A 23424-nucleotide genomic window follows, 5' to 3' on the forward strand; every position below is an offset into this window, starting at 1 on the left:
CCTCACAGCAGCTTCCGGAGCTCGTGCTTGGCGACCTTGCCGCCGGCGTTGCGGGGCAGGGTGCTCAGGACGCGGAAGTGGCGTGGCACCTTGAAGTTGGCGAGCCGTCCGCGGAGCCAATCGCTCAGCCGGTCGGCGTCGATCTCGGCCCGGGTGACCAGGAAGGCCGCGCCGACCTCGCCCAGCCGGGCGTCGGGAACCCCGACCACGGCGGCGTCCACCACCGCGGGGTGCTTCACCAGGACGTTCTCGATCTCGGCGGGGTAGGCGTTGAAGCCGCCCACCACGAACATGTCCTTGATGCGGCCGGTGACGGTGAGGTAGCCGCGTTCGTCGAGTGACCCGACGTCGCCGGTGTGCAGCCACCCGTCGGCGTCGATGGCCCGGGCGGTGGCCTCCGGGTCGTCGAGGTATCCGCGCATCACGTTGTAGCCGCGCACGCAGATCTCGCCCGCCGCGCCGGGGGGCTGCTCCCGTCCGGACGGGTCCACGATCCGGATCCGCGTGCCGGGCAGGGCGGGGCCGGTGGTGCGCGCGACCGTCTCGGCGTCGGCGTGCACCGGGCAGACGGAGACGACGCCGCACGACTCGCTCAGCCCGTAGGCGGTGAACACGTCGGGGATGCCGAGGTCGCGGCGGATGCGGCGGATCAGGTCGACGGGGATGTCGGCCGCGCCGGTGCCCGCCAGGCGCACCCGGTGCGGCGGCCGGCCGGGCAGTTCCAGCAGCGAGGTGAAGAGCGTCGGGGGGCCCATCAGCACGGTGACGCGTTCGGCGGCGAGGCGTTCGGCCGCCCGCCGCGCGTCGAAGACCGGCTCAGGCAGCATCGTGGTGCCGTTGAGCAGGCACGCGAGCACGCCGGCCTTGTATCCGAAGGTGTGGAAGAACGGGTTGACCAGCAGGTAGCGGTCACCGGGCCGCAGGGTGGCCACTCCGCTCCAGGCGGCGAAGACCCGGAGCGTCTGCCCGTGGGTCGCCATGGCGCCCTTCGGCCGCCCCGTCGTGCCGGAGGTGAAGACGATGTCGCAGACGTCGTCGGCGCGGACGGCGGCGGCCCTGTCCCGGGCGGTCTCCGCGCTCACCGCCGCGCCGCCGGCGAGGAAGCCGGCCCAGTCGGACTGGGGCGGGCCCGCCGAGGGGGCGCCGGGCGTCCCCGACAGCAGCACGACGCGCCGGAGGTCGGGGAGGTCGGCGCCGGACGCGGCGAGCATCGCGGGGTAGTCGTTGCCGAGGAAGCCGCGCACGGTGAACAGGGTGCTCGCGCGGCTGCGGCGCAGGATGTCGGCGGCCTCGGGCCCCCGGTACCGGGTGTTGAGCGGGACGAGGACGGCGCCCGCGCCGACCAGGCCGAGCGCGCCGGCGATCCATTCGAGGCCGTTGGGCGCCCAGATCGCCGCCCGGTCGCCCGGCTCGATCCCGCCGGCGATGGCGGCCCGGGTCACCGCCTCGATCTCGGCGTGCAGGCGGCGGAACGTCCAGCGGACCGTGCCCCGCTCCGTCTCGGCCACCACCGCCTCCCGGTCGCCGTGGACGCGCGCGGCGTGCCGGACGAGTGCGGGGACGGTGTCGGGGACGGGGTCGGGCGCGTCTGCCTGCATCGGCTGCTCCTTCGGGCCGTGCCGCGGGGGCGGCGCCCTGACATGGAACCACACCATGCTCCTAATAGGAATATTCCTAACCGAAGTATTTAGGAGCGCAGCGCTCAGCCAGGGCAAGGCACGCGAGGGAGGCGGGGTCGGACGCGGGGGCCCGGTGGCGCGGTCAGCGCGCGGCGGGCGCGTCGCCCCGCCGGTCGGCGAGTTCGTCGAGGTCGGCGAGCATCTGGTCGACGAGGTCGCGCTCGGCCGCGTAGTAGCGCGCCGACCACCGCAGGACCAGCTCGGGGTAGGCCCACTCGGCCACCGTCGCGGCGCCCGCGGCGTCCGCCTCGGCATGGCGGCTCATCTTGTCGGCGTAGTCGCGGTGCTGCTCCAGCACCTCGCGAAGGCGGTCGGGCTCCATCACGTGGCCGAGCCAGACCCGCAGCATCACGCCGTGCTTGAGGACGGGCGGCTCGACCGGCGACTCCCGCGCCCAGCGGGCGACCGCGGCCATCCCGTCCTCGGTGATCGCGTAGACGCGCTTGCCGCGCGTGCTCTCGGTCAGCTCGACCCGGGACGTGGCGTAGCCGACCTTCTCCAGCCGCTTCAGCTCGCCGTAGATCTGGCTGAACGACGGGCTCCAGTAGAAGAACTTCAGGCTCCAGTCGGCCCATTTCTTCAGGTCGTAGCCCGACAGCTCCTCCCCGAACGACAGCAGGCCGAGCACGGCCCAGCTCGTCGGGGGAAGTTTCGGGGGCTCGTCGCTCACCCGGCCAGCCTACCGCCGCACTGCCGGACCGGCATGTGGCGCGACGCCAATATGTCTGTTAGAAATATTCCTATTCGGAATACAGGAGGACCGATGGACTTCTCGATGATCTTCGAGGCCCAGCTCACCGACCCCACCCCCGAGCGCGAGCGGCGGCTCCTGCTGGACAGCGTCGAGCAGGCCGTCTACGGCGAGGAGATGGGCTTCGACCGCGTCTGGGCCGTCGAGCACCACGGGCTGGAGCGCTACGCCCACATGACGGCCTCGGAGATCTTCCTGACCTGGGTCGCCGCGCGGACGTCCCGGATCCGGATCGGGCACGGCGTGGTCTGCATGCCGTTCAAGTACAACCACCCCGTCCGGGTCGCCGAGCGCGCCGGCATGCTGGACACGCTGTCGGGCGGCCGCCTGGACCTCGGCGGCGGACGCGGCTCCACCCGCATGGAGATGGGCATGTACGGGGTCGACCCGTCCGACACCTATCCGCAGCTGGAGGAGTCCCTGCGCTTCCTGGCCGGCGCCTGGCGCGCCGACCAGGTGGACTGGCACACCGATCTGCTGGACGTCGGGCCCGCCAAGATCCTCCCGCGTCCGGTCCAGACACCGCACCCGCCGCTGTACATGGCGTGCAGCAAGCGCGACACCGTCGAGCTCGCCGCGGAACTCGGCGTCGGCGCGCTGGTCATGGGCTTCGCCGGGCCCGAGGAGGTCAAGACGATGTACGACCTCTACCAGCGGACGATCGAGACCCGCGGCGGCGACCGGCTCGTCTCCACCGAGACCAACGACCGGTTCGTGGCGCTGTGCCCCACCATCGTGCTGGACGACGGGGACCGGGCGCTCCGGATCGGCGCGCGCGGCCAGCGCTTCTTCGCCGAGGCCATCGCGCACTGGTACGGCAACGGCCCCGCGCCGAGCGAGGACACCGAGGACGACGACAACATCGCCGCGCTCGCCCGCGACAAGGAGGCGCTGGTCGCCAAGCTCAGCGAGGCGAACATCCCGGCCCGGCCGCAGGACACCGGCGCCTTCAACGCCGAGCACGCCTACGGCACCGCCGACTACGCCATCGAGTACGTGCAGCGGCTCGCCGACATCGGCGTCGACGAGATCATGTGCCTGATCCAGATGGGCACCGTGCCGCAGGAGGCCTGCCTGGAGACGATCCGGCAGTGGGGCGAGAAGGTGATCCCGCACTTCCGCGCGGAGGGCGGGCGGGCGTGAGCGGCGGTCCGGTCCGGCTCGACGGCAAGACGGCGATCATCACGGGGGCAGCGCGCGGGCAGGGCGCGGCCGAGGCGCGGATGTTCGCCGCGGCCGGAGCCCGCGTGGTCGTCGCCGACGTGCTGGAGGAGGAGGGGCGGGCGGTCGCGGCGGCGATCGGCCGCGCGGCCGTGTTCGTCCGGCACGGCGTGACGTCGCAGGAGGACTGGGACCGGGCGGTCCGCACCGCGCACGAGGCGTTCGGCGGCGTGGACGTGCTGGTCAACAATGCCGGGATCTGGAGCACCGCGCCCGTGGAGGAGGAGACGCGCGCCCGGTTCGAGAAGATGCTCCAGGTCAACCTGGTGGGGCCGTTCCTGGGCGTGCGGGCCGTCGCGCCCGCCATGCGCGCCCGCGGGGGCGGCTCGATCGTCAACGTCTCCTCCACCGCCGGGCTGCGCGGCCTTCCCGGGCACTCCGCCTACGGCGCGAGCAAGTTCGGGCTCCGCGGGCTGACCCGGTCGGCGGCGCTCGACCTGGCGGCCGACGGCATCCGGGTCAACTCGGTCCACCCCGGCATGGTGGACACGCCCATGATCGCCGAGATGGGCGTCGCGCGGGGACCGGGCGGAGCGCCGCGCGTCCCGCTCGGCCGCACCGGCGTCCCCGAGGACGTCGCGAGCCTGGTGCTCTTCCTCGCCTCGGACGCCGCGGCCTACATCACCGGCACCGAACTGGCCGTCGACGGCGGGCTCACCACGCGGTGAGGGCCGCCGGGCGAAAGACCCCGGCGGCCCCGACCCCGGCCCCGTCAGACCAGGCCAGACCAGGTCAGCGGGTGAGCAGCCCGCGCCACAGCCGCGCGCGGGTCCCACCGTCCAGGCCGAGCCCGACCCGCAGGTAGCGGTCGACCGACCCGTAGGAGCGCCGCACCTGGTCGAGCGCGGCGTCGAGGTAAGCGGGACGGACCTCATGGACGGGGATCAGCAGATCGGGATCCCGCATGTATCCGCCGGCCTTCAGCCCCTCTCTCGTCCTGGCGTCGGCGGCGGCCCGGTACTGGTTCGACAGCAGGAAGTCCCGCCGGGCCGTGGCCTCGGGGACGCCCAGCGAGCGCAGCAGCAAGTAGCCGAGCCATCCGGTCCGGTCCTTGCCGCTCGTGCAGTGGAAGACCATGGGCCTGGACGGCGCGTCGGCCAGCTCGCGCAGCGTCCCGCCGAACGCCGCCCGGGACTCCGGGTCGGTGACGAAGCTGCGGTAGAGCGTCCGCATGATCTCCTCACCGCGCCCCGCGCCGAGGACGGCCTGCTGCCTGGCCGGGTCCTTGGAGCCGATGGCCGCGGTCACGGCCGCGTACATCCCGGTGTCGCCGATCGGGCGGCGGGTGACGGCGAGGTCGGCGGGCAGCCGGTCCGGGCCGTCCTGCGCGACCTCCAGGGGGGTGCGGAGATCGACGACCCGCTGGACGCCCAAGCCCGCGAACGTCGCGAGGCCGGCGTCGGTGAGGTGGTTGAGCGCCTCGGCCCGGTACACCAGACCGGCCGCGACGCGGGCGCCGGAGAACGTCCGGTAGCCGCCGAGGTCGCGGAAGTTGACCGTGCCCTCGACATCGATGCGGCCGACCGGGCGGTCCGGTAGGCCGTGCGCGGACGGCGGGGCGGGCACGGACGGCGGGGCGGGCACGGACGGCGGGGCGGGCACGGACGGCGGGGCGGGCACGGACGGCGGGGCGGGCGCGGACGGTACGGCGTGCGCCTCCGGCGCGATGAACAGGGCGCCGGCCGTGACGAGCACGGCGGCGCCGACCAGGGGGTGGGAACGCATGGCGTCTCCAGGAAGAGCCGGACAGGGGCCCACAACGTAAGGAGGCGCCCCCGGCCCCGCCCCGGGACCTTCCCGATGAGCGGGAGACCGCGTCGGCCCCGGCCGGTTCCGGTCTCGCTCAGATCCACTCGGTGAACTTGGGCCAGGCCACCATGGTGTCGAGCGTCCCGTCCGGCCAGTCGGCCGGAGCGGATCCGGCGGGCGCCGCCCCTGTCGCAGCACTGGCCGCCGCCCTGGACGCCGCACCGGACGCGGGGGCGGCCGGCGGCGCGGCGGGCTCGGGCCGGGGGCGCGCCGGAGCGACGAACAGCGTCCGCCAGAGGCCGCGCACCGCCGTCAGCAGCGGCGGCACGAGCCGCGACGTCATCTGCTCCGTCGGGCCGGAGACCGAGACGGCCGCGACCGGCCGCCCGGCCCCGTCGCGCACCGGCGCGGCGATGCACACGATGCCCCGGTGGCTCTCCTCACGGTCGAAGGCGACGCCGTGCTCGCGGATCCGCGCCAGTTCGCGCCGCAGCCGGTGGGCGCTGGTGATCGTGTACGGGGTGCGCGGGAGCAGCCCCGCGTCCAGCACCTCGGCCGGGATGTCCGCGCCGGTGAACGCGAGGATCGCCTTGCCCGCGCCCGTGCAGTACGCGGGCTGCCGGTCGCCGAGCCGGGAGGGGACCCTGCCGCCGCGGCGCCCGCCGATCTTCTCCAGGTAGACGATCTCGTGGCCGTCCAGGATGGCCAGGTGCACCGCCGTGCCGGTGCTCTCGTGCAGCGAGCGCAGGTGCGGCAGCGCCGCCTCGCGCAGCCGGTTCTGGTGCGCGGCCTGCGCGCCGAGCTCCAGCAGGCCGAGGCCGAGCCGGTAGCGCGGCCCCGTGCGCTCCAGGGCGCGGAGCTGGACGAGCTGGTCCAGGATGCGGTGCACCGAGGACCGGGGCAGCCCCGTGCGACGGACGACGTCGCTCATCGACTGCTCCGGCGTGGTGCTGGTGAAGGAGTACAGGATGCGGGCCGCGCGGGCCAGCATCGACGCCTCCAGGTGCGGCTCGGACGCCGCGGCCGGTGCCGCCATCAGGTGAGCTCCCCCTCCCCCGGGCCAGATGATCTTCCCGCTCAACGGGAAGAGGCTTATTTCTAATTGGAACACCTCGCCTACCGTGCTCGCAAGCCCGCCCGTGAGCCGCCTCACACGGGATCACAGCAAGGAGCGAGTATGAGTGACCAGGTTCTGGACGCGGTGCGCGACCTCGCGCCCGCGATCGCCGAGCGCGCGGCGGAGGCCGAGGAGGCGCGCCGCGTCCCCGAGGCCACGATCAAGGAACTGGCCGGGACGGGGTTCTTCCGGCTGCTGCAGCCGAAGGCGTTCGGCGGGTACGAGGCCGACCCCGCGACGTTCTACGCGGCCGTCCGGGAGATCGCCGCGGCCTGCGGCTCGACCGGCTGGGTCGCCTCCGTCGTCGGCGTGCACCCCTGGCAGCTCGGGCTGTTCCCGGTCGCGGCGCAGGAGGAGGTCTGGGGCGCCGACCAGAACACCCGGATCAGCTCGTCGTACGCGCCGACCGGCGAGGTGACCCCGGTCGAGGGCGGTTTCCGGGTCAGCGGCCGGTGGAGCTTCTCCTCCGGCTGCGACCACGCCGACTGGGTCTTCCTCGGCGGGCTGGTCCGCGGCGCGGACGGCAACCCGGTGGACATGCGCACGTTCCTGCTGCCGCGGGCCGACTACCGCATCGACGACGTGTGGCGGACGGTCGGGCTCCGCGGCACCGGCAGCAACGACATCGTCGTCGAGGACGCCTTCGTCCCCGAGCACCGCACGCTGAGCTTCGCCGACACCTCGGCGTGCCGCTGCCCCGGCCAGGAGGTGAACCAGGCGCCGCTGTACCGGCTGCCGTTCGCGGCCGTGTTCAGCACCACGATCAGCATGCCGATCGTGGGCATCGCCCAGGGCGCCCTGGACGCCTACCTGACGGCCACCCGGAACCGCGTCCGCGTCTCCTACGGCGGGCAGAAGGTGGCCGAGGACCCGCACGCGCAGGTCCGCATCGCCACCGCGGCCGGGGAGATCGACGCGGCCTGGGTGCTGATGGAGCGCAACATTCGGGACCTCGTCCGGGCCGCCGAGGCCGGCCGCGAGTTCCCGCTCAAGCTGCGGCTGCGGACCCGGCGCGACCAGGTCCTCGCCACCGGCCGCGCGATCCGGGCGGTCGACCTGCTGTTCGAGAACGCCGGGGGCCGCGCCCTCGCCGAGGGCGACCAGGTCCAGCGCCGCTGGCGGGACGCCCACGCCGGCCGGGTGCACGCCGTCAACGACCCGGAGCGGGCCCTGACCCTGTACGGCCAGGGAGCGCTCGGCCTCGAGGTCACCGACGTGATGATGTGACGCCCGCCGCGCCCCCGATCGACACACCGCCACCCTTGGAGGACATCCCGTGATCCATTCACTCGGCTACCTGCGCTTCGAGACGCCCGAGGCCGGCGCCTGGCGCGACTTCGGCACCGGCGTGCTCGGCCTGGCCACCGCCGACGGGCCGCGCTCCGACGCCGTCTACCTGCGGATGGACGAGCACGCCGCCCGGCTCGTGTTCCTGCCCGGCGACACCGAGCGGCTGCTCGCGGTGGGCTGGGAGCTGCCGAGCGGCCGCGCGCTCCAGGAGACCGTCCGGCGGCTGGAGGCGGCCGGGCACCCCGTCAAGGCGGGCACCGCGGAGGAGGCCGCCGACCGGCGCGTGGAGGAGCTGTTCCACGTGGACGACCCGAACGGCAACCACCTGGAGCTGTACCACGGGCCCGCGCTGGACCACACCCCGCTGGTCACCCCGTTCGGCGACCGGTTCGTGGCCGGCGACCTCGGCCTCGGCCATGTCGTGCTGCCCGCGCCCGACATGGAGGCGTCCTTCGACTTCTACACCGCGCTGCTGGGCTTCCGGCACCGCGACTCGATGCGGCTGCCCGCCGCCCTCGCCGGCGGGCGGCCCGAGGACGGCCTGGTCTGGATGCGGTTCCTCGGCTGCAACCCGCGCCACCACAGCCTCGGCCTGTTCCCCGGCGAGGTGCCCGGCGGCATCGTCCACTTCATGCTGGAGCTGGAGACCCTCGACGACGTCGGCCGCGGCCTCGACCGCTTCCTCGAGCGGGAGATCGCGATCCAGTCCACGCTGGGCCGGCACACCAACGACAAGATGGTCTCCTTCTACGCCGCCACCCCCGGCACCGGCGCGGTGGAGTACGGCACCGACGCGATCCTCGTCGACGACGCGACCTGGTCGGTCAAGGAGATCACCGCCGACGCGTACTGGGGGCACCGGTGGGGCGGGTGACCTCCTTCCGCGACGCGCTCGGCCGGTTCGCGTCCGGCATCACGGTGATCACCTCGGTCGGCGTCGACGGCGCCCCGGCGGGCTTCGCCTGCCAGTCGTTCTCGTCGCTGTCGCTGGACCCGCCGCTGGTGCTGTTCTGCGTGGCCCGCACGTCCACCAGCTGGCCGAAGATCGCGGCGACCGGGCGGTTCGCCGTGAACATCCTGGCGGCCGACCAGCGCGACGTCTGCCGCGCGTTCGCCGCGAGCGGCGGCGACAAGTTCGCCGGCGTCGACTGGACCCGGTCCCCGCACGGCACCGCCCACCTGGACGGCGCCCTCGCGACCATCGACTGCGCCATCGCCGACGTGCACGAGGCCGGCGACCACCTCATCGTGATCGGCGACGTCCGGGAACTGCACGCCCAGCGCGAGCACGGGCCGCTGCTGTACTTCCGCGGCGGGTACGCCGCCGGCGCCGTCCACTAGCCGGAGGACACATGGACTGGGAGCACGAGTACGACGTCGTGGTGATCGGTTCCGGCGCGGGCGGCCTCACCGCGGCCGTCACGGCGCGGGCACGCGGCCTGTCCGCGCTCGTCGTGGAGAAGACCGACCGGTTCGGCGGGTCGACGAGCCTGTCCGGCGGCGCCATCTGGGTGCCGAACAACCTGTACCTGGAGCAGGCCGGCCGGCGTGACACGCCCGAGAACGCCCGCGCCTACCTGGACGCGACGGTCGGAGACCGGGTGCCCGCCGAACGCAAGGACGCCTACCTGGCGCGCGGCCCGGAGATGCTGCGCTTCCTGCACGACAACACCCGCTGGGTCCGGTTCGTCTACACGCCGGGCTACTCCGACTACTATCCGGAGCTCCCGGGCGGGGAAGCGGAGGGCCGGTCCGTCGAGCCGTGCATCGTCGACGGCCGCAAGCTCGGCCCGGAGTTCGGCAGGCTGCGTCGCGCCGGCCTGCCGACCTACGGGCTCACCATGACCTCCGCCGACTTCGGCAAGCTCAACATGGTCACCCGCACCTGGAAGGGCAAGCGGACCGCCGTGCGGGTCGGCATCCGCGCCGCCGGCGCCCTGCTGACCGGGCGCAGGCTGCTGTCGCTCGGCGAGGCGCTGGTGGCCCGGCTCCGGCTCGCGCTGGCCGAGGCGGGCGGCGAGCTCTGGCTGTCCAGCCCGTTCACCGACCTGGTCATCGAGGACGGGCGGGTCACCGGCGTCCGCCTGCACCGGGGCGGCCGCGAGGTCGCCGTCCGGGCGCGGCGCGGAGTCGTCCTGGCGGCCGGCGGGTTCTCCCACGACCAGGCGCTGCGGGAGAAGTACCTGCCCTCGCCCACGAAGACCGAGTGGACGCACGCCGCCGAGGGGCAGACCGGCGACGCCCTCCAGGCCGGACTGCGGGCCGGCGCGGCCGTCGACCTGATGGACAAGGTCTGGGGCGCCCCGTCCGTCCCCACCCCCGACGGCCCGCCGTTCTTCCTCGTCGCCGACCGCGCCGTCCCCGGGATGGTCATCGTCGACGGCGACGGGCGGCGGTACGCGCGCGAGTCGCTGCCCTACCACGAGTTCGTCGACCGCATGTACCGGCACGGCGCGCCCGCGATGAACTCCTGGATGATCGTCGACTCCCGCGCCAAGTCGCGCTACATCATCGTCGGCCTGTTCCCCGGGCAGAAGTTCCCCAAGCGGTGGCGCGAGACCGGCGCCGTGAAGACCGGCACGACCCCCGCCGAACTGGCGGCGGCGATCGGCGTCCCCGCCGCCGATCTGGAAGCCACCATCGAGCGGTTCAACGAGTTCGCCCGCGCCGGAAAGGACGCCGACTTCGGGCGAGGCGACAGCGCCTACGACAACTACTACGGCGACCCGACGCTGCCCAACCCCAACCTCCTCCCGCTGGAGAAGGGGCCGTTCTACGCGGTGCCGGTCGTCCCGGGCGACATCGGCACCAAGGGCGGCCTCGTCACCGACGCCGACGCGCGCGTCCTGCGCGAGGACGGCACCGCCATCGAAGGGCTGTACGCCACCGGCAACTGCTCGGCGGCCGTCACCGGCGAGACCTACCCCGGCCCCGGCGCCACCATCGGACCCGCCATGACCTTCGGCTACGCCGCCGCCACCCACATCGCCGCCACCGCCGAACCCGCGATCACGCAAGGAGACAAGGCATGAACCACCGCGTCATCGAGGCCGCCCCGCCGCCCGAGCGGTTCGCGCGAGGCTGGCACTGCCTCGGCCCGGCCGACTCCTTCAAGGACGGCAAGCCCCACGCCGTCGAGGCGTTCGGCACCAAGCACGTGGTCTTCCGGGGCGAGAACGGGGCGCTGAACGTCCTCAACGGCTACTGCCCCCACATGGGCGGCGACCTGGCCCAGGGCACCGTCAAGGGGGACGCCATCGCCTGCCCCTTCCACGACTGGCGCTGGGGCGGCGACGGCAAATGCGCCGGCATCCCCTACGCCAAGCGGGTGCCGCCCGCCGCCCGCACGCGCGCCTGGCGGACGCTGGAGGAGAACCGCCAGCTCTTCGTCTGGAACGACCCGCAGGGCAACCCGCCCCCGCCCGAGGTGACCATCCCCCGCATCGAGGGCGCGTTCAGCGACGAGTGGAGCGACTGGTCCTGGAACACCCTGCGGGTGGACGGCTCCCACTGCCGCGAGATCGTCGACAACGTCGTGGACATGGCGCACTTCTTCTACGTCCACTACTCGCTGCCGACCTACTTCAAGAACGTCTTCGAGGGCCACGTCGCCACCCAGTACTTCAACGGCACCTCCCGCGACGACGCCTACCTCGGGCTCGTCCCGGGCGCCACGCAGAAGATCGACCAGCGCTCCGAGGCGGCCTACCACGGGCCGTCCTACATGATCGACTACCTGTGGAACACGGCCGAGGGGATGACCGTCGAGACCGTGCTGATCAACTGCCACTACCCGATCAGCCCCAGCTCGTTCATGCTGCAGTGGGGCGCGATCGTCAAGAAGTTCCCCGGTATGTCCGACCAGGAGGCCGACACCATGGCCGCGCAGGTCGCCGAGGGCGTCGGGCTGGGCTTCATGCAGGACGTGGAGATCTGGCGGAACAAGACCGCGATCGACAACCCCCTCCTGTGCGACCAGGACGGCCCGGTGTACCAGCTCCGCCGCTGGTACCAGCAGTTCTACGTGGACGTCGAGGACGTCGCCCCGGAGATGACCAACCGGTTCGAGTTCGAGATCGACACCTCCCGCGCGGTGCGGACGTGGCGGCGCGAGGTCGCCGACAACGTCGCCAACGGGGTCTCCTTCTCGATGATCCCCGAGTCCCTGCGGAGCTGACCGACATGCAGCCGGTCGACTGCCGGGCGTGCGGGACCCGGGTCCTGGTCAGCAAGAACAGCCCTCCGCACACCAGCGTGCAGTGGACGACCGACGCCGGCGCCACCTGCGGGGAGTTCGCCCCGCGGGTGGCGGCCGGCGAGCCCGCCGCGCGCATCCCGCACTGCGCGGCGCTGCGGTCCTCCATCGAGCACGCCGTGGCCGAAGGACTCGTACGGATCGGACCCGAGGAATGAGCGGAGAAGAGGGCACCATGGGACGGCTGGACGGCAAGGTCGCACTCATCACCGGCGGGGCGCGGGGCATCGGCGAGGCCCACGTGCGCCGGTTCGTCGCCGAAGGCGCCGAGGTGGTCTTCGGCGACCTCCTGCGAGACCGCGGGGGGGCGCTCGCCGCGGACACCGGCGCGGAGTTCGTCCACATGGACGTCACCAAGCAGCGGGACTGGGCCCGCGCCGTGGACACCGCGGTCGAGCGCTTCGGCACCCTGAACGTGCTGGTCAACAACGCCGGGATCCTCCGGTACCGGCTGCTGTCGGACATGACCGAGCAGGAGCTCCGCCAGGTCCTCGACGTGAACCTCGTCGGCCCGTGGCTGGGCGTCAAGGCGGTCGTCGAGCCGATGAGGGCAGCGGGCGGAGGCGCGATCGTCAACACCTCCTCCATCGAGGGCTACGCCGCCGCCGCGGGCCTGTCGGCGTACGCGGCCAGCAAGTTCGGCGTTCGCGGCGTCACCAAGGCCGCCGCCCAGGAACTCGGCGCCTTCGGCATCCGCGTCAACTCCGTCCACCCCGGCGGCATCGCCACCGAACTCGCCCTCGACCCGGACGTCGCGCAGGGCGTGGCCATCGACGGGGACGCCTTCTTCAAGGCCCTGCCCATCCCCCGCTGGGGCGAGCCGGACGACGTCGCCGGCGCCGTCGTGTACCTCGCCTCGGACGAGTCCGCCTACTGCACCGGCACCGAGATCCTGGTCGACGGCGGCCTCCTCAGCGGCCCCGGCTACTGAACCGCGACGCTCACCGGGGCCGTCGCCTCTGCCCCACTTGATCACGCGCGACGCTGGATGAGCCGTCGATGCGTCCTTTGAGACATTGATGTCTCATTTGACATATAATCGTCTCATGGCTGTCGATCGAGACCAGGTGCTGCGCGCCGCCGCGGCCCTGCTGACCAGGAAGTCCACCGCGACCATGGACGAGGTGGCGCGGGCCGCCGGGATCAGCCGGGCGACGCTGAACCGCCACTTCCCCGGGCGGGACGCCCTCATCCGCTCCCTGGAGGCGCTCGGCATCGCCGAGTGCGAGGCCGCCCTGGCGGCGGCGCACCTGGACGAGGGCGCGGCGGCCGGCGCCGTGCGCCGCCTGGTCCGCGAGATCGAGCCGTCCGCCGGCCTGCTCGCCTTCCTCTACACCGAGAACCAGCTCTTCGAGGGCGACGGGATGAACCAGGGCTGGGAGCGCATCGACACCCGGCTGACCGCGCTGTTCCGCCGCGGCCAGGAGGACGGCGAGTTCCGCCTCGACCTGAGCCCGGCCTGGCTCACCGAGGCGCTCTACGGCCTGCTGGCCTCCGGCGCCTGGGCGGTGAGCGAGGGCCGCGTGGCCCGCAACGACATCACCTACATGATCGTCGAGCTGCTGCTCGGCGGCGCCGCCCGGAAGGAGGGATCGTGACCGGGACGCTGCGCACGCCCGGCACGCCCGGCACGCCCGAGGCGGTGAAGCGGCCCGGCCGGTGGGCGGCGCTCGCCGTCCTCGTCCTGGCCGTGCTCCTGGTGGCCGTCGACGTGACCGTCCTCGGCCTGGCGACCCCCTACCTCAGCGAGGACCTGCGGCCGTCCGGCACCCAGCTGCTGTGGATCGGCGACGTCTACTCCTTCGTGATCGCCGGCCTGCTGGTGTCCATGGGCAGCCTCGGCGACCGCATCGGCCGCAAGCGCATCCTGCTGGTGGGCTCCACGGCCTTCGGCGCGGTATCGGTGCTCAACGCCTACGCGACCACGCCCGAACTGATGATCGCGGCCCGCGCGCTGCTCGGCGTCGCCGGCGCCACCCTGATGCCCGCCACCCTCGCCCTGATCCGCAACCTCTTCCACGACCCGCGCGAGCGCAGCCTCGCCATCGGCGTCTGGGGCGCCGCCGCCTCCGCCGGCATGGCGGTCGGCCCGATCGTGGGCGGCCTGCTGCTGGAGCACTTCTGGTGGGGCTCGGTGTTCCTGATCAACCTGCCGGTGATGGCCGTCCTGGTCGTGGTCGGCGCCAGGCTGCTGCCCGAGTCGCGCAACCCGGACGCCGGCCCGTGGGACCCGGTCAGCGTCGTGCTGTCGCTGGTCGGCATGGTCGGTGCCGTGTACGCGGTCAAGGAGGCCGCCGCGCACGGGTTCGGATGGGGCCCGCTCGCGGCGGGCCTGGTGGGCGCCGCCGCCCTGTACGGATTCGTCCGCCGGCAGCGGGTCCTGCCGGTCCCGCTGCTGGACCTGCGGCTCTTCCGCAGCCGCGGCTTCAGCGGCGCGGTGCTGGCCGACCTGATGACCGTCCTGGGGCTGTCCGGGCTGATCTTCTTCCTCTCCCAGTACCTGCAGCTCGTCCAGGGCAGGCAGCCGCTGGAGGCCGGTCTGGCCGAGCTGCCCGCCGCCGCCGGCGCGGTGGCGGCGGGGCTGATCGCCGGGCGCGCGGCCCGGCGCCTGTCCGTGCGCGCCGTGGTGTCGGGCGGGCTGGCCGCCATCGCCCTGGCGCTCGCCGCGCTCACCGCCATCGGCGAGTCCACCGGCTACCCCGTGCTCGGCGGTGCGCTGCTGGTCGTCGGCCTCGGTGCCGGGTTCTCGTTCACCGTCACCGCCGACGTGATCCTCTCCAGCGCCCCCAAGGAGCAGGCGGGCGCCGCCTCCGCGGTGTCCGAGACCGCCTACGAACTCGGCGCCGCCCTCGGCATCGCGCTGCTCGGCTCCGTGGTGACCGGCGCCTACCGGGGCTTCAGCGGGCCGCCCGGCACTCCGGACACCGCCCGCGAGTCCCTGGGCGGGGCCGTCGACGCCGCCGCGCACATGCCGCCCGGCGCCGGTTCGCAGCTCCTGGACGCCGCCCGCCAGTCCTTCGTCGACGGACTGGCCATCGCCGCCGGCGCCGGAGCGGCCGTCCTCCTGGCCGCCGCCGTCGCGGCCTGGTTCCTGCTGCGCGGGCAGGGACTCGACGGCCGGCCCGGCGAGCACTGAGACCCGGACGGTCACGCCGTCCGGCCGGCGGCGGACCGGTCGAGGCGCGCCAGGGCGTCGGCCGCCCAATCGCGGACGAAGGAATCCTCGTCGTCCCGCGCACGTTCGAGTCCGGCACGCACCGCCCGCCGATCGGCGGGCGAGAGGTCCGCGCTCCCCGCCAGCGACCGGAGGTCGGACACCACTTCCGAGCGCACAGGCAGATGGGGATCGTCCAAGAACCGCAGCTTGGTCGCGAGGTCGATGCCGCCGAACTTACGGGCGAGGTACAGCGCGGTGGCACGCACACGCCCGACGCGGTGTTCGAGGAGCTGCGGCAGCATCGGGCGCACCTCCGGGATCGACCACAGTGCGCTGTGGTAGGCGTCGGCGTTCTCCACGTCGGCGATGAGCTCGCGCACCAGCCGGACGGCCGACCGGCGCGCGAGCTCCCGGACCGCGTCCTCGGCGGGCGGGGCCGGCACCCCGGGGACGCGGCCCGCGCGCCACCGCTCCAACCGGCCGAGCAGGGAGTCGCCGGCCCGCTCGAAGAAGGCGGCCAGCCCGGCGGCCGCGCCCAGGCGCACCGGTTCCGACCGTGCGCCGAGCAGCCCGTACAGCCACTCGGCCTCCGCGATGCCGCCCGCCGCGCCCAGCGCCCGCAACGCCTCGCGGCGCAGTGCGGCGTCGTGCCGTCCCGCCGCGAAGCGCCGCAGCACGTCGATGGCCTCGGTGGTGCCGGCGGCGCCCAGCGCGGAAGCCGCGGCGGGACCGCACGCGGGATCGTCCAGCCAGGCCGCCGCCGGCCCGACGGCGTCCGGTACACGGTGTCCGGCCAGCGCGCGGAAGAGGTTGTGCCGCGCTCTCGGCTCGGTCTCCTCCACGAGGGCGGCCAGCAGCGCCCGGACGACCCGCGGCTCGGGCTCCCAGAACCGCTTCCAGGCCGCCACGTGCACCTCTTCCGGGGCGCCGTAGCCCAGGCCGGGAACACCTGCCTTCGGGGTGTCCAGCATGTCCAGCGCGATGTGGCGCACCCTGCCCGAGGCGGTCCGCGCCAGGTCGGCGAAGACGGCGTCGGCTTCGGGGAGCAGCCGCAGCAGGAACCGGGCGCGCGCCCAGATGAGGTCGTCGCGGTGGGCGAGCAGCGGTACCAGCGACGCGGCGGGCACGGGCACCTCGGCCTGCAGCAGCCATTCGAGGACGACCGTCCGGTTGCGCAGTCCGGCGTCCTCGACCAGCCCGGCGAACGCCGCGGTCACCTCGGGCCCGGACGCGCCGAGCTGGACGAGCGTGTTGACCGCGCGCCGCCGGACCTCGGCGTCGGGGTCCGAGCACAGCGCCACCAGCGGCTCGGCCGGCACCGCCGCCCGCTGCCGGCCGAGTCCCAGGGCCGCCGCCGCCCGGACCTCAGGAGCGGGGTCCGTGACGAGGGCGAGCAGTTCCCCGGCATGCCCGGGGGCACGGCTCAGCCCCTTCGCCGCGGCGGCGCGGCGCGCGGGATCGGGCGAATCCAGCTCCCGCAGGAAGAACGCGACCTGATGTTCGGCGACCATGGCCTCCCCCGCGACGGCTCCATAAGGGAGACGTTCCGGACGAATCGCCGGTTGACCCGCGTCCGCTACGACGCCCTTCACCGCCACGTGTCGGCGTTCGGCCGACGCGCGGTGATGAAGGCGGCCGACGCGACCACGACCAGCACCCCGGTCGCGCACCAGAGCGGGGCCGCGATCGAGACGTTCTGGACGAGCACGGCGCCGACGGCCGCGCCGAGGAGCAGGGCCGCGACCGACAGGCCCCGGCGCACGACCCGCTCCTTGACCTCGGCCTTGTCGGCGACCAGCGAGGTGAGCGTCGTGGTGACGACGACCGTCCGGAAGTCGGGCACTTCGAGCCGCCGGACGATCGCGTACTGCCAGCCCATCGAGACCGCCAGGACGCCGATGGCCACCTGGCGGCGGGGATCGCCGACATGGTCGAGACCGGTGACGATGAGCGCGGTGACGGCGAGGGCGCACGCCTGCGTGGCGGTGGCCGCGCCGAGCAGGCGGCCGCGGTGCGTGATCCCGTTGAAGGCCGCGTGCCCACCGGTGGCGGCCCCGGCACAGAAGCACGTGACCGACAGGGCGATCGAAAGGATCTTCCCCACCACGCCCGGGCCGCCGCCGAGCCCCAAACCGAGAAAAATGATGTTCCCGGTCATATTCGCCACGAAGACAGTGCCGAGTACCAGATAACTGACGGAATCGACCAGCCCGGCCATGATCGTGAGCAGGACGAGCAACGGAGGCAGCGGTCCGTGGTCACGGGCTTCGGGCACCCGTGAATTGTTCCAGGCGGCGAAGGAGATCCGGAGAGCACGACCTTGGCATGTCGCGAACGGACAAGGCACGCCGCAGGCCAGGACAGGCGGCCGATTCCCGGCAAATGGAAGCCGGCACTAACTTGATCGATCCTTGACGGGACGCTCCTTTGCCGGGTCGGCCCCAGGGAATCGTGTCGGTGCCGGCTCGCCGCCGGACCACGAAACCAGCGCCGAAATCACGGGTATCCGGCCGGGACACGCCACCATTCCTCAGGGGCTTGATGAACTACGAAATCAGCGTCCTGTTCCGAGCCATACCCGTGCTCATGGGTGCCGTGTCGGCGGGATTGGGCGGCTACGTGCTCGGGCACGCATCCGGTCCGAGCGCGCGCGTCGCGGGTCTGGTGCTCATCTTCCTGGCGGCCATCTGCCTCTGCCTGTTCGCCACCGCGGCCACGATCATCAGGCAGCTCATCGGCCGCTACACCGAGCTGGACCGGCTGCTCTACCCGGCGTTCGGGTTCGCGGTCAGCTGCGTCCCCACGGGGTACGGGCTCTACCTGCTCAGCGGCCCCCGGACGCCGCCGCCCGATTTCGTCGCCGGGCATGTGGTCTTCGGCGTCGGCATGGTCTGCGCGTGCGTCTCCTGCGTGGCCACGGTCTCCACCCGGTTCCTCCTGATCAGCGAGAACTCGGCACTGCCCGAGGGATCGCCGCCGCGCGCGCCGGCGCCGTTCAGCCCGCTCACCGCGCGGATCCTGACGACGCTGCCGGTGCTCGCGGCCCTCGCCACCTGGACGTGGGCCCTCCTCCTGCTGGCGGGCGGGGGCGGCGGAGCCGCGGCGGGGCGGTTCACCTCCGGGCACGTGATGAGCGGCCTGGCGCTCGTCTGCACCTGCCTCATCGGTCTGGTGGCCAGCATCCTGCGGCAGATCCAGAACACCTACACCCCGCGAGAGCGCACGCTCTGGCCGGGAACGGCCGCCGCCCTCGGCGCCATCGGCATCGTGTGGGCGCTGATCGTCATCGCCGTGCACACCCGGTCCACCCAACTGGCCGCCGCCTACGTGCTGGTCGGGCTGGGCCTCATCTGCTGGAGCATCCTCAGCAAGGTGCTGCTGCTCGCGCTCGTCTGGCGGCGCGACGCCCCCCTGGCGAACCGGGTCCCGCTGATCCCGGTCGGCACGGCCCTGCTCTGCCTCTTCCTCTCGGCGTTCCTCTTCGAGTCGGCCGATCCCGCGGTGCTCGTCGCGGCCCGCGTCCTGGTGGGCCTCGGCTGCATCTGCTTCTCGCTGTTCTCCATCGTCTCCATCCTGGAGAGCGGAACCAGCGGCGCGGGAGGGGACGGGGACGGGAACGGCGGGAGCGCCTCACCGGCCGGCGCCGCCGGCGGGCGGGCGTTCCCGGACGACGACGACCCGGCCGGCATCATGGCGGCCTTCCGGGAGCGGCTGGCCCCCGGAGCGGATCGCGTCGTTCTTCGCGGGCTCCGAGCTGGTCGAGCCGGGCTGACCCGGCCGTGGAAGTGGCGGCCGGAGTATGGCCCGTCGGGCCCGCAGACCGACTCCCTCTACGCGGCCCTGGGCCGGCTGCCGGCCGACTGACCCCTGCCACCGCCGCCGCCCACCCTCAGGGTGGCGTCAGGGCTTGCGGGCCACGGCGCCGTAGGCGTCGATGGGGGCGGGCGTGACGTCCGGGCGCCATTCGCTGATCGGGACGAGCCCCGGCTCGGCCATCTCCAGGCCCTCGAAGCACCGCGCGAGCTGCTCGGGGCTGCGCAGGACGTACGGGACGCCGCCGCTCTCCACCAGCTTCTCGGCCCCGTCGACGACCTCCGCGCCCGTGTCGGTGCCGTCCCATAGCACCAGGTGGCTGCCGGACGGAACCGCGTCCATCACCCGGCCGACGATGGCTCGGACCACCGCGAGGTCGGGCTCGTAGCCGAGCACGCCCATGAACATGACGGCGATGGGCTGGTCGAAGTCGAGCGTCTCGCGGGCGCCGTCGAGGATCCGGTCGGGCTCGTGGTAGTCGGCGTGGACGTAGGTCGTGGAGCCCTCCCCCGTGGTGCTGCCCAGCAGCGCGCGGGCGTGCACGAGCACCAGGGGGTCGTTGTCGACGTAGACGATGCGCGACTCCGGCGCGATGCCCTGCGCGACCTCGTGCGTGTTCTGCATGGTGGGGAGGCCGGTGCCGATGTCGATGAACTGCCGGACGCCGCACTCGGCGGCGAGATGGCCGACCGCGCGGATGAGGAACCGCCGCGACAGCCGCGCCATCGTCACGATCTGCGGGTACACCTCGGCCACGGCGTCGCCGGCGGCGCGGTCGGCGGCGTAGTTGTCCTTGCCGCCCATCCAGTAGTTCCAGATGCGCGCCGCGTGCGGGATCCCCGAGTCGAGCGCGGCCGGGTCGATGGATTCGGTCATGGGGGCTCCCCTTCGGTCGCGGCGGCGGACCTTCCCGCGCGATGCGCGCGTGGTGAGCATTCTGTCGTAGAAAAGGCGCCGCTCACATGCCGTTCCGGTGATGACCGGCAAAGGGGGACGACGGGCGCCGACCCTGGGTCGATTGATCGTAAACTGAGGGTCATGTCCGGCGACCGCCCCTCGTGCACCTGCGTGATCTGCCGTGACTACGGCGACCGCGACCGCCTGGACAACTTCCAGCTGCGCACCATCGTCCACATCACCCAGTACGGGTGGAGCGTCGTGCTCGTGCAGCCCGACGCCGACGGGCCCGGCTGGGCGTACACGATCGGCCTGTGGCACAGCCACGGCGCGCCCGAGCTGGCGATGTTCGGCGGCGACGTGTACGAGACCGAGGAGGTCCTCAACGCGCTCGGCCGGCAGACCGCCGGGGGCGGCGTCCCGGTGGACGGCGAGCGCCGCGACGGCGTCGTCCGGGGGCAGCAGGCCGCGTTCCGGGACGTCGACCCGCGCTGGTACGACGGCCTGTTCCGCGGGGCGGTGGCGTTCTACCGGCGCCCGCCGCTGCCGATCCTGCAGGTCGTCTGGCCCAACCGGGACGGGCTGTTCCCCTGGCAGCCCGGCACCGACCTGCCGTTCCGGCACGCCCAGCCCTGGCTGTGGCTCGACCCGAAGCAGCACCCGGCCGGCGTCTGGACACGGCGGCTCTGAAACCGGGCCGGCGGCGGCCCGGCGGCATACGATCGGCGGGTGTACGGGCCGATCGCCGACGCCATCCGGACCCCGCGCCTCCTGCTGGAGCCGCTGGCGGTCCACCACGCGGACGAGATGGCGCCCGTCCTGGACGATCCGCGCCTGCACCGCCACATCGGCGGCGAGCCCCTCACCCGGGACGAGCTGCGCGCCCGCTACGCGCACCTGGTCGCCGGCCCGGCGCCGTTCCACCAGGAGTGGTGGCTGAACTGGATCGTCCGGCGTGTCCGGGACGGGCAGGCCGTCGGCTACGTCCAGGCGACGGTCCAGCCGGCCGCGCCGGGGTTCACCGTGGGGCCCGCCTCCGCCGGGTCGACGGTCACGCCGGGCCCGCCCCGGCACCTGGCGTCCGTCGCCTGGGTCATCGGCATGCCCTACCAAGGCTTCGGCTTCGCGACCGAGGCCGCCCGCGCCGTGCTGGACTGGCTCCGCGCCCACGGCGTCGGCGAGATCGTGGCGACCGTCCACCCGGACAACCGCGCCTCCGCCGCCGTCGCGTCCAAGATCGGCATGGTCGCGACCGGCGAGACCCGCGACGACGAACTCGTCTGGCGCCTGCCGCCCGGGTGACACTCTCCGGGTGACACAGTGATCGGCGCGGGGTAGGCGACAATCGACGGGACCAGGATTCACCGGCCGGAAGGGGACAGCATGCGGGAGGTCTGGCCCGGGGACCCCTATCCGCTCGGCGCCACCTGGGACGGGACGGGCACCAACTTCGCCCTGTTCTCCGAGGTGGCGCGGCGCGTCGAGCTGTGCCTGTTCGACGCCGACGGCACCGAGACCCGGCGGGAGCTGCCGGAGGTCGACGGGTTCGTGTGGCACGGCTACCTGCCGGGGGTCGGGCCCGGGCAGCGGTACGGGTACCGGGTGCACGGCCCGTTCAGCCCGCGGGACGGGCACCGCTGCAACCCGTCCAAGCTGCTGCTCGACCCGTACGGCAAGGCCGTGGAGGGCGGCGTCCGCTGGCACGAGTCGCTGTTCTCCTACCGGTTCGCCGACCCCGACGCGCTGAACGAGGACGACAGCGCCCCCTACATGCCGAAGAACGTCGTCATCAACCCGTTCTTCGACTGGGCGGACGACCGGCCGCCGCGGGTCCCCTACCACGAGAGCGTCATCTACGAGGCGCACGTGAAGGGCCTGACCCGGCTGCATCCGGGCATCCCGGAGGAGCAGCGCGGCACGTACGCGGGCCTCGCGCACCCGGTGATGATCGACCATCTGCTCGACCTCGGCGTGACGGCCGTGGAGCTGATGCCGGTGCACCAGTCGGTGCCCGAGCACGCGCTGGTGGCGCGGGGCCTCGACAACTACTGGGGCTACAACACGATCGGGTTCTTCGCGCCGCACAACGCCTACAGCTCGTCCGGGCAGTCCGGGGAGCAGGTGCTGGAGTTCAAGGCGATGGTCCGTGCCCTGCACGAGGCTGGGATCGAGGTCATCCTTGACGTCGTCTACAACCACACCGCCGAGGGCGACCACCTGGGCCCGACGCTGTCGTTCCGGGGAATCGACAACGCGTCCTACTACCGGCTGCGCGACGACGACAAGCGCTACCACCTCGACTACACCGGCTGCGGCAACTCGCTGAACGTCCGCAACCCGCACGCGCTGCAGCTCATCATGGACTCGCTGCGCTACTGGATCCTGGAGATGCACGTCGACGGGTTCCGGTTCGACCTGGCCTCCGCGCTGGCCCGCGAGCTGCACGACGTCGACCGGCTGGCCGCGTTCTTCGACCTCGTCCAGCAGGACCCGGTCGTGTCGCAGGTGAAGCTGATCGCCGAGCCGTGGGACGTCGGCGAGGGCGGCTACCAGGTGGGCAACTTCCCGCCGCTGTGGACGGAGTGGAACGGCAAGTACCGCGACACCGTCCGCGACTTCTGGCGTGGGTCGTACGCGACCATGCCGGAGTTCGCGTCCCGCCTCACCGGGTCGTCGGACCTGTACGAGCACAGCGCGCGGCGGCCGTTCGCGTCCATCAACTTCGTGACGTGCCACGACGGGTTCACGCTCACCGACCTGGTCTCCTACGACCACAAGCACAACGAGGCCAACGGCGAGGGCAACCGGGACGGGACGGACGACAACCGCTCCTGGAACTGCGGCGCCGAGGGCCCGACCCGCGACCCCGCCGTCCTGGAACTGCGCGCGCGCCAGCGCCGCAACTTCCTGGCGACGCTGTTCCTGTCGCAGGGCGTGCCGATGCTCTCCCACGGCGACGAGCTGGGCCGCACGCAGAAGGGCAACAACAACGCCTACTGCCAGGACAACGAGACCGCGTGGGTGCACTGGGAGGACTCCGACGACATGGAGTTCGTCCGGATCCTGTCGCGGCTGCGGCACGACCACCCGGTGTTCCGGCGCCGCCGGTTCTTCACCGGGCGGGGCAGCGGCGCCGCCGCCGACATCGCCTGGCTCACCCCGGCCGGCGACAGCATGACCGACCAGGACTGGAACGTCGGCTTCGCGAAGTCGCTCGGGGTGTTCCTCAACGGCGACGCCATCACCGAGCCCGACCCGCGCGGCCGCCGCGTCCGCGACGACTCGTTCCTGCTGCTGGTCAACGCCGGGTCGGAGCCGGTCGAGTTCACCCTGCCCGGCGCCGAGTACGGCGAGCGCTGGGAGTTCGCCCTCGACACCGCCGAGCCCGGCACCGTGGGCGAGCGCCCCCGGGTCAAGGCCCGCGACGTCGTGCGCGTCACCGACCGCGCCCTCCTCGTCCTGCGGCGGCTCCCCTAGGCGGCGGCCCCCAGGCGG

The 23424-nt window shown here is 73.2% G+C and carries 22 protein-coding genes; 15 read left to right on the forward strand and 7 right to left on the reverse strand.

The features are described from left to right. Positions 1–2: 2 nt before the first annotated feature. The gene (locus tag AB0K34_RS12170; protein ID WP_138639848.1) at positions 3–1598 is read right to left on the reverse strand and encodes a FadD3 family acyl-CoA ligase; all 1596 of its coding nucleotides are present in this window, start codon (positions 1596–1598) and stop codon (positions 3–5) included. 163 nt (positions 1599–1761) lie between these two features. Further along, complete coding sequence (locus AB0K34_RS12175; RefSeq protein ID WP_138639849.1) at positions 1762–2349, reverse strand: PadR family transcriptional regulator; 588 nt, start codon at positions 2347–2349, stop codon at positions 1762–1764. A 93-nt stretch (positions 2350–2442) separates the two neighbouring features. Between AB0K34_RS12175 and AB0K34_RS12180 the strand changes: the two genes are divergently transcribed. Together AB0K34_RS12180 and AB0K34_RS12185 are read left to right on the forward strand one after the other, a co-directional pair. Next, positions 2443–3573: an LLM class flavin-dependent oxidoreductase gene (locus tag AB0K34_RS12180; RefSeq protein ID WP_138639850.1), complete on the forward strand. Its 1131-nt coding sequence runs from the start codon at positions 2443–2445 to the stop codon at positions 3571–3573. Beyond that, positions 3570–4319 carry a glucose 1-dehydrogenase gene (locus AB0K34_RS12185; RefSeq protein ID WP_138639851.1) on the forward strand — a complete coding sequence of 250 codons (750 nt, stop codon included), beginning with the start codon at positions 3570–3572 and terminating at the stop codon, positions 4317–4319. Before AB0K34_RS12180 ends, AB0K34_RS12185 begins: the two co-directional genes overlap by 4 nt. A 64-nt stretch (positions 4320–4383) precedes the next feature. Here the strand turns inward: AB0K34_RS12185 and AB0K34_RS12190 are convergent, their stop codons facing one another. After that, positions 4384–5376 (reverse strand): tyrosine-protein phosphatase, encoded by a 993-nt coding sequence (locus AB0K34_RS12190; RefSeq protein ID WP_301174547.1) that lies wholly within the window; start codon positions 5374–5376, stop codon positions 4384–4386. A 118-nt stretch (positions 5377–5494) separates the two neighbouring features. Then, a complete protein-coding gene (locus AB0K34_RS12195) occupies positions 5495–6436 on the reverse strand; it encodes an IclR family transcriptional regulator (protein ID WP_138635419.1) in 942 nt (313 codons plus the stop codon). Between the two features lie 141 nt (positions 6437–6577). Between AB0K34_RS12195 and hsaA the strand changes: the two genes are divergently transcribed. The 9 genes from hsaA (at position 6578) to AB0K34_RS12240 (ending at position 15198) form a co-directional block, all read left to right on the forward strand. Beyond that, complete coding sequence (gene hsaA, locus AB0K34_RS12200; RefSeq protein ID WP_138635420.1) at positions 6578–7744, forward strand: 3-hydroxy-9,10-secoandrosta-1,3,5(10)-triene-9,17-dione monooxygenase oxygenase subunit; 1167 nt, start codon at positions 6578–6580, stop codon at positions 7742–7744. Between the two features lie 49 nt (positions 7745–7793). After that, entirely contained in the window at positions 7794–8681 is an 888-nt protein-coding gene (locus AB0K34_RS12205) for a VOC family protein (protein WP_138635421.1), read from the forward strand. Next, complete coding sequence (locus tag AB0K34_RS12210) at positions 8678–9148, forward strand: flavin reductase family protein (RefSeq protein WP_240807324.1); 471 nt, start codon at positions 8678–8680, stop codon at positions 9146–9148. The genes AB0K34_RS12205 and AB0K34_RS12210 overlap by 4 nt, the downstream gene beginning before the upstream one ends. A gap of 11 nt (positions 9149–9159) precedes the next feature. Beyond that, positions 9160–10839, forward strand: a complete 1680-nt coding sequence (locus tag AB0K34_RS12215; protein WP_138635423.1) for an FAD-dependent oxidoreductase — start codon at positions 9160–9162, stop codon at positions 10837–10839. Beyond that, positions 10836–11984 (forward strand): Rieske 2Fe-2S domain-containing protein, encoded by a 1149-nt coding sequence (locus AB0K34_RS12220; protein ID WP_138635424.1) that lies wholly within the window; start codon positions 10836–10838, stop codon positions 11982–11984. The genes AB0K34_RS12215 and AB0K34_RS12220 overlap by 4 nt, the downstream gene beginning before the upstream one ends. A gap of 5 nt (positions 11985–11989) precedes the next feature. Continuing rightward, the gene (locus AB0K34_RS12225) at positions 11990–12220 is read left to right on the forward strand and encodes a hypothetical protein (RefSeq protein WP_138635425.1); all 231 of its coding nucleotides are present in this window, start codon (positions 11990–11992) and stop codon (positions 12218–12220) included. Next, positions 12217–12993, forward strand: coding sequence for a glucose 1-dehydrogenase (locus tag AB0K34_RS12230; protein ID WP_338072536.1), 777 nt, complete (start codon positions 12217–12219; stop codon positions 12991–12993). Before AB0K34_RS12225 ends, AB0K34_RS12230 begins: the two co-directional genes overlap by 4 nt. Before the next feature lie 115 nt (positions 12994–13108). Further along, the gene (locus AB0K34_RS12235) at positions 13109–13660 is read left to right on the forward strand and encodes a TetR/AcrR family transcriptional regulator (RefSeq protein ID WP_171068895.1); all 552 of its coding nucleotides are present in this window, start codon (positions 13109–13111) and stop codon (positions 13658–13660) included. Further along, positions 13657–15198, forward strand: a complete 1542-nt coding sequence (locus AB0K34_RS12240; protein WP_171068896.1) for an MFS transporter — start codon at positions 13657–13659, stop codon at positions 15196–15198. The genes AB0K34_RS12235 and AB0K34_RS12240 overlap by 4 nt, the downstream gene beginning before the upstream one ends. Before the next feature lie 11 nt (positions 15199–15209). On the opposite strand, the gene AB0K34_RS12245 is transcribed toward AB0K34_RS12240, so the two are convergent. Both AB0K34_RS12245 and AB0K34_RS12250 read right to left on the reverse strand, forming a co-directional pair. Continuing rightward, entirely contained in the window at positions 15210–16730 is a 1521-nt protein-coding gene (locus AB0K34_RS12245) for a HEAT repeat domain-containing protein (RefSeq protein WP_138635427.1), read from the reverse strand. A gap of 77 nt (positions 16731–16807) precedes the next feature. After that, positions 16808–17494, reverse strand: coding sequence for a YoaK family protein (locus tag AB0K34_RS12250; RefSeq protein ID WP_138635428.1), 687 nt, complete (start codon positions 17492–17494; stop codon positions 16808–16810). A gap of 266 nt (positions 17495–17760) precedes the next feature. Between AB0K34_RS12250 and AB0K34_RS12255 the strand changes: the two genes are divergently transcribed. Further along, entirely contained in the window at positions 17761–19083 is a 1323-nt protein-coding gene (locus AB0K34_RS12255) for a DUF2776 family protein (RefSeq protein WP_138635429.1), read from the forward strand. Between the two features lie 36 nt (positions 19084–19119). Here the strand turns inward: AB0K34_RS12255 and AB0K34_RS12260 are convergent, their stop codons facing one another. After that, positions 19120–19908 carry an SAM-dependent methyltransferase gene (locus tag AB0K34_RS12260; protein WP_138635430.1) on the reverse strand — a complete coding sequence of 263 codons (789 nt, stop codon included), beginning with the start codon at positions 19906–19908 and terminating at the stop codon, positions 19120–19122. A 162-nt stretch (positions 19909–20070) separates the two neighbouring features. Here AB0K34_RS12260 and AB0K34_RS12265 point away from each other — a divergent pair, with 162 nt between their 5' ends. The 3 genes from AB0K34_RS12265 to glgX all read left to right on the forward strand — a co-directional run bounded on the left by AB0K34_RS12265 (position 20071) and on the right by glgX (position 23406). Beyond that, a complete protein-coding gene (locus tag AB0K34_RS12265; RefSeq protein WP_138635431.1) occupies positions 20071–20619 on the forward strand; it encodes a DUF4262 domain-containing protein in 549 nt (182 codons plus the stop codon). Between the two features lie 39 nt (positions 20620–20658). Then, the gene (locus AB0K34_RS12270; protein WP_138635432.1) at positions 20659–21231 is read left to right on the forward strand and encodes a GNAT family N-acetyltransferase; all 573 of its coding nucleotides are present in this window, start codon (positions 20659–20661) and stop codon (positions 21229–21231) included. Positions 21232–21312: 81 nt separating this feature from the next. Beyond that, entirely contained in the window at positions 21313–23406 is a 2094-nt protein-coding gene (gene glgX, locus AB0K34_RS12275; protein ID WP_138635433.1) for a glycogen debranching protein GlgX, read from the forward strand. Positions 23407–23424: the final 18 nt, after the last annotated feature.

The organism is Actinomadura sp. NPDC049382 (assembly GCF_040677125.1).
In the GTDB taxonomy this organism is placed as follows: Bacteria; Actinomycetota; Actinomycetes; order Streptosporangiales; family Streptosporangiaceae; genus Spirillospora; species Spirillospora geliboluensis.

Excerpts from the sequence above, each read along its gene's own strand:
- AB0K34_RS12180 (WP_138639850.1), top strand. The coding sequence starts at position 2,443 with ATGGACTTCTCGATGATCTTCGAGGCCCAGCTCACCGACCCCACCCCC.
- AB0K34_RS12220 (WP_138635424.1), top strand. The coding sequence starts at position 10,836 with ATGAACCACCGCGTCATCGAGGCCGCCCCGCCGCCCGAGCGGTTCGCG.
- AB0K34_RS12265 (WP_138635431.1), top strand. The coding sequence starts at position 20,071 with ATGTCCGGCGACCGCCCCTCGTGCACCTGCGTGATCTGCCGTGACTAC.
- AB0K34_RS12170 (WP_138639848.1), bottom strand. The coding sequence starts at position 1,598 with ATGCAGGCAGACGCGCCCGACCCCGTCCCCGACACCGTCCCCGCACTC.
- AB0K34_RS12235 (WP_171068895.1), top strand. The coding sequence starts at position 13,109 with ATGGCTGTCGATCGAGACCAGGTGCTGCGCGCCGCCGCGGCCCTGCTG.
- glgX (WP_138635433.1), top strand. The coding sequence starts at position 21,313 with ATGCGGGAGGTCTGGCCCGGGGACCCCTATCCGCTCGGCGCCACCTGG.
- AB0K34_RS12215 (WP_138635423.1), top strand. The coding sequence starts at position 9,160 with ATGGACTGGGAGCACGAGTACGACGTCGTGGTGATCGGTTCCGGCGCG.
- hsaA (WP_138635420.1), top strand. The coding sequence starts at position 6,578 with ATGAGTGACCAGGTTCTGGACGCGGTGCGCGACCTCGCGCCCGCGATC.
- AB0K34_RS12245 (WP_138635427.1), bottom strand. The coding sequence starts at position 16,730 with ATGGTCGCCGAACATCAGGTCGCGTTCTTCCTGCGGGAGCTGGATTCG.
- AB0K34_RS12230 (WP_338072536.1), top strand. The coding sequence starts at position 12,217 with ATGAGCGGAGAAGAGGGCACCATGGGACGGCTGGACGGCAAGGTCGCA.
- AB0K34_RS12190 (WP_301174547.1), bottom strand. The coding sequence starts at position 5,376 with ATGCGTTCCCACCCCCTGGTCGGCGCCGCCGTGCTCGTCACGGCCGGC.
- AB0K34_RS12260 (WP_138635430.1), bottom strand. The coding sequence starts at position 19,908 with ATGACCGAATCCATCGACCCGGCCGCGCTCGACTCGGGGATCCCGCAC.
- AB0K34_RS12255 (WP_138635429.1), top strand. The coding sequence starts at position 17,761 with ATGAACTACGAAATCAGCGTCCTGTTCCGAGCCATACCCGTGCTCATG.
- AB0K34_RS12195 (WP_138635419.1), bottom strand. The coding sequence starts at position 6,436 with ATGGCGGCACCGGCCGCGGCGTCCGAGCCGCACCTGGAGGCGTCGATG.
- AB0K34_RS12225 (WP_138635425.1), top strand. The coding sequence starts at position 11,990 with ATGCAGCCGGTCGACTGCCGGGCGTGCGGGACCCGGGTCCTGGTCAGC.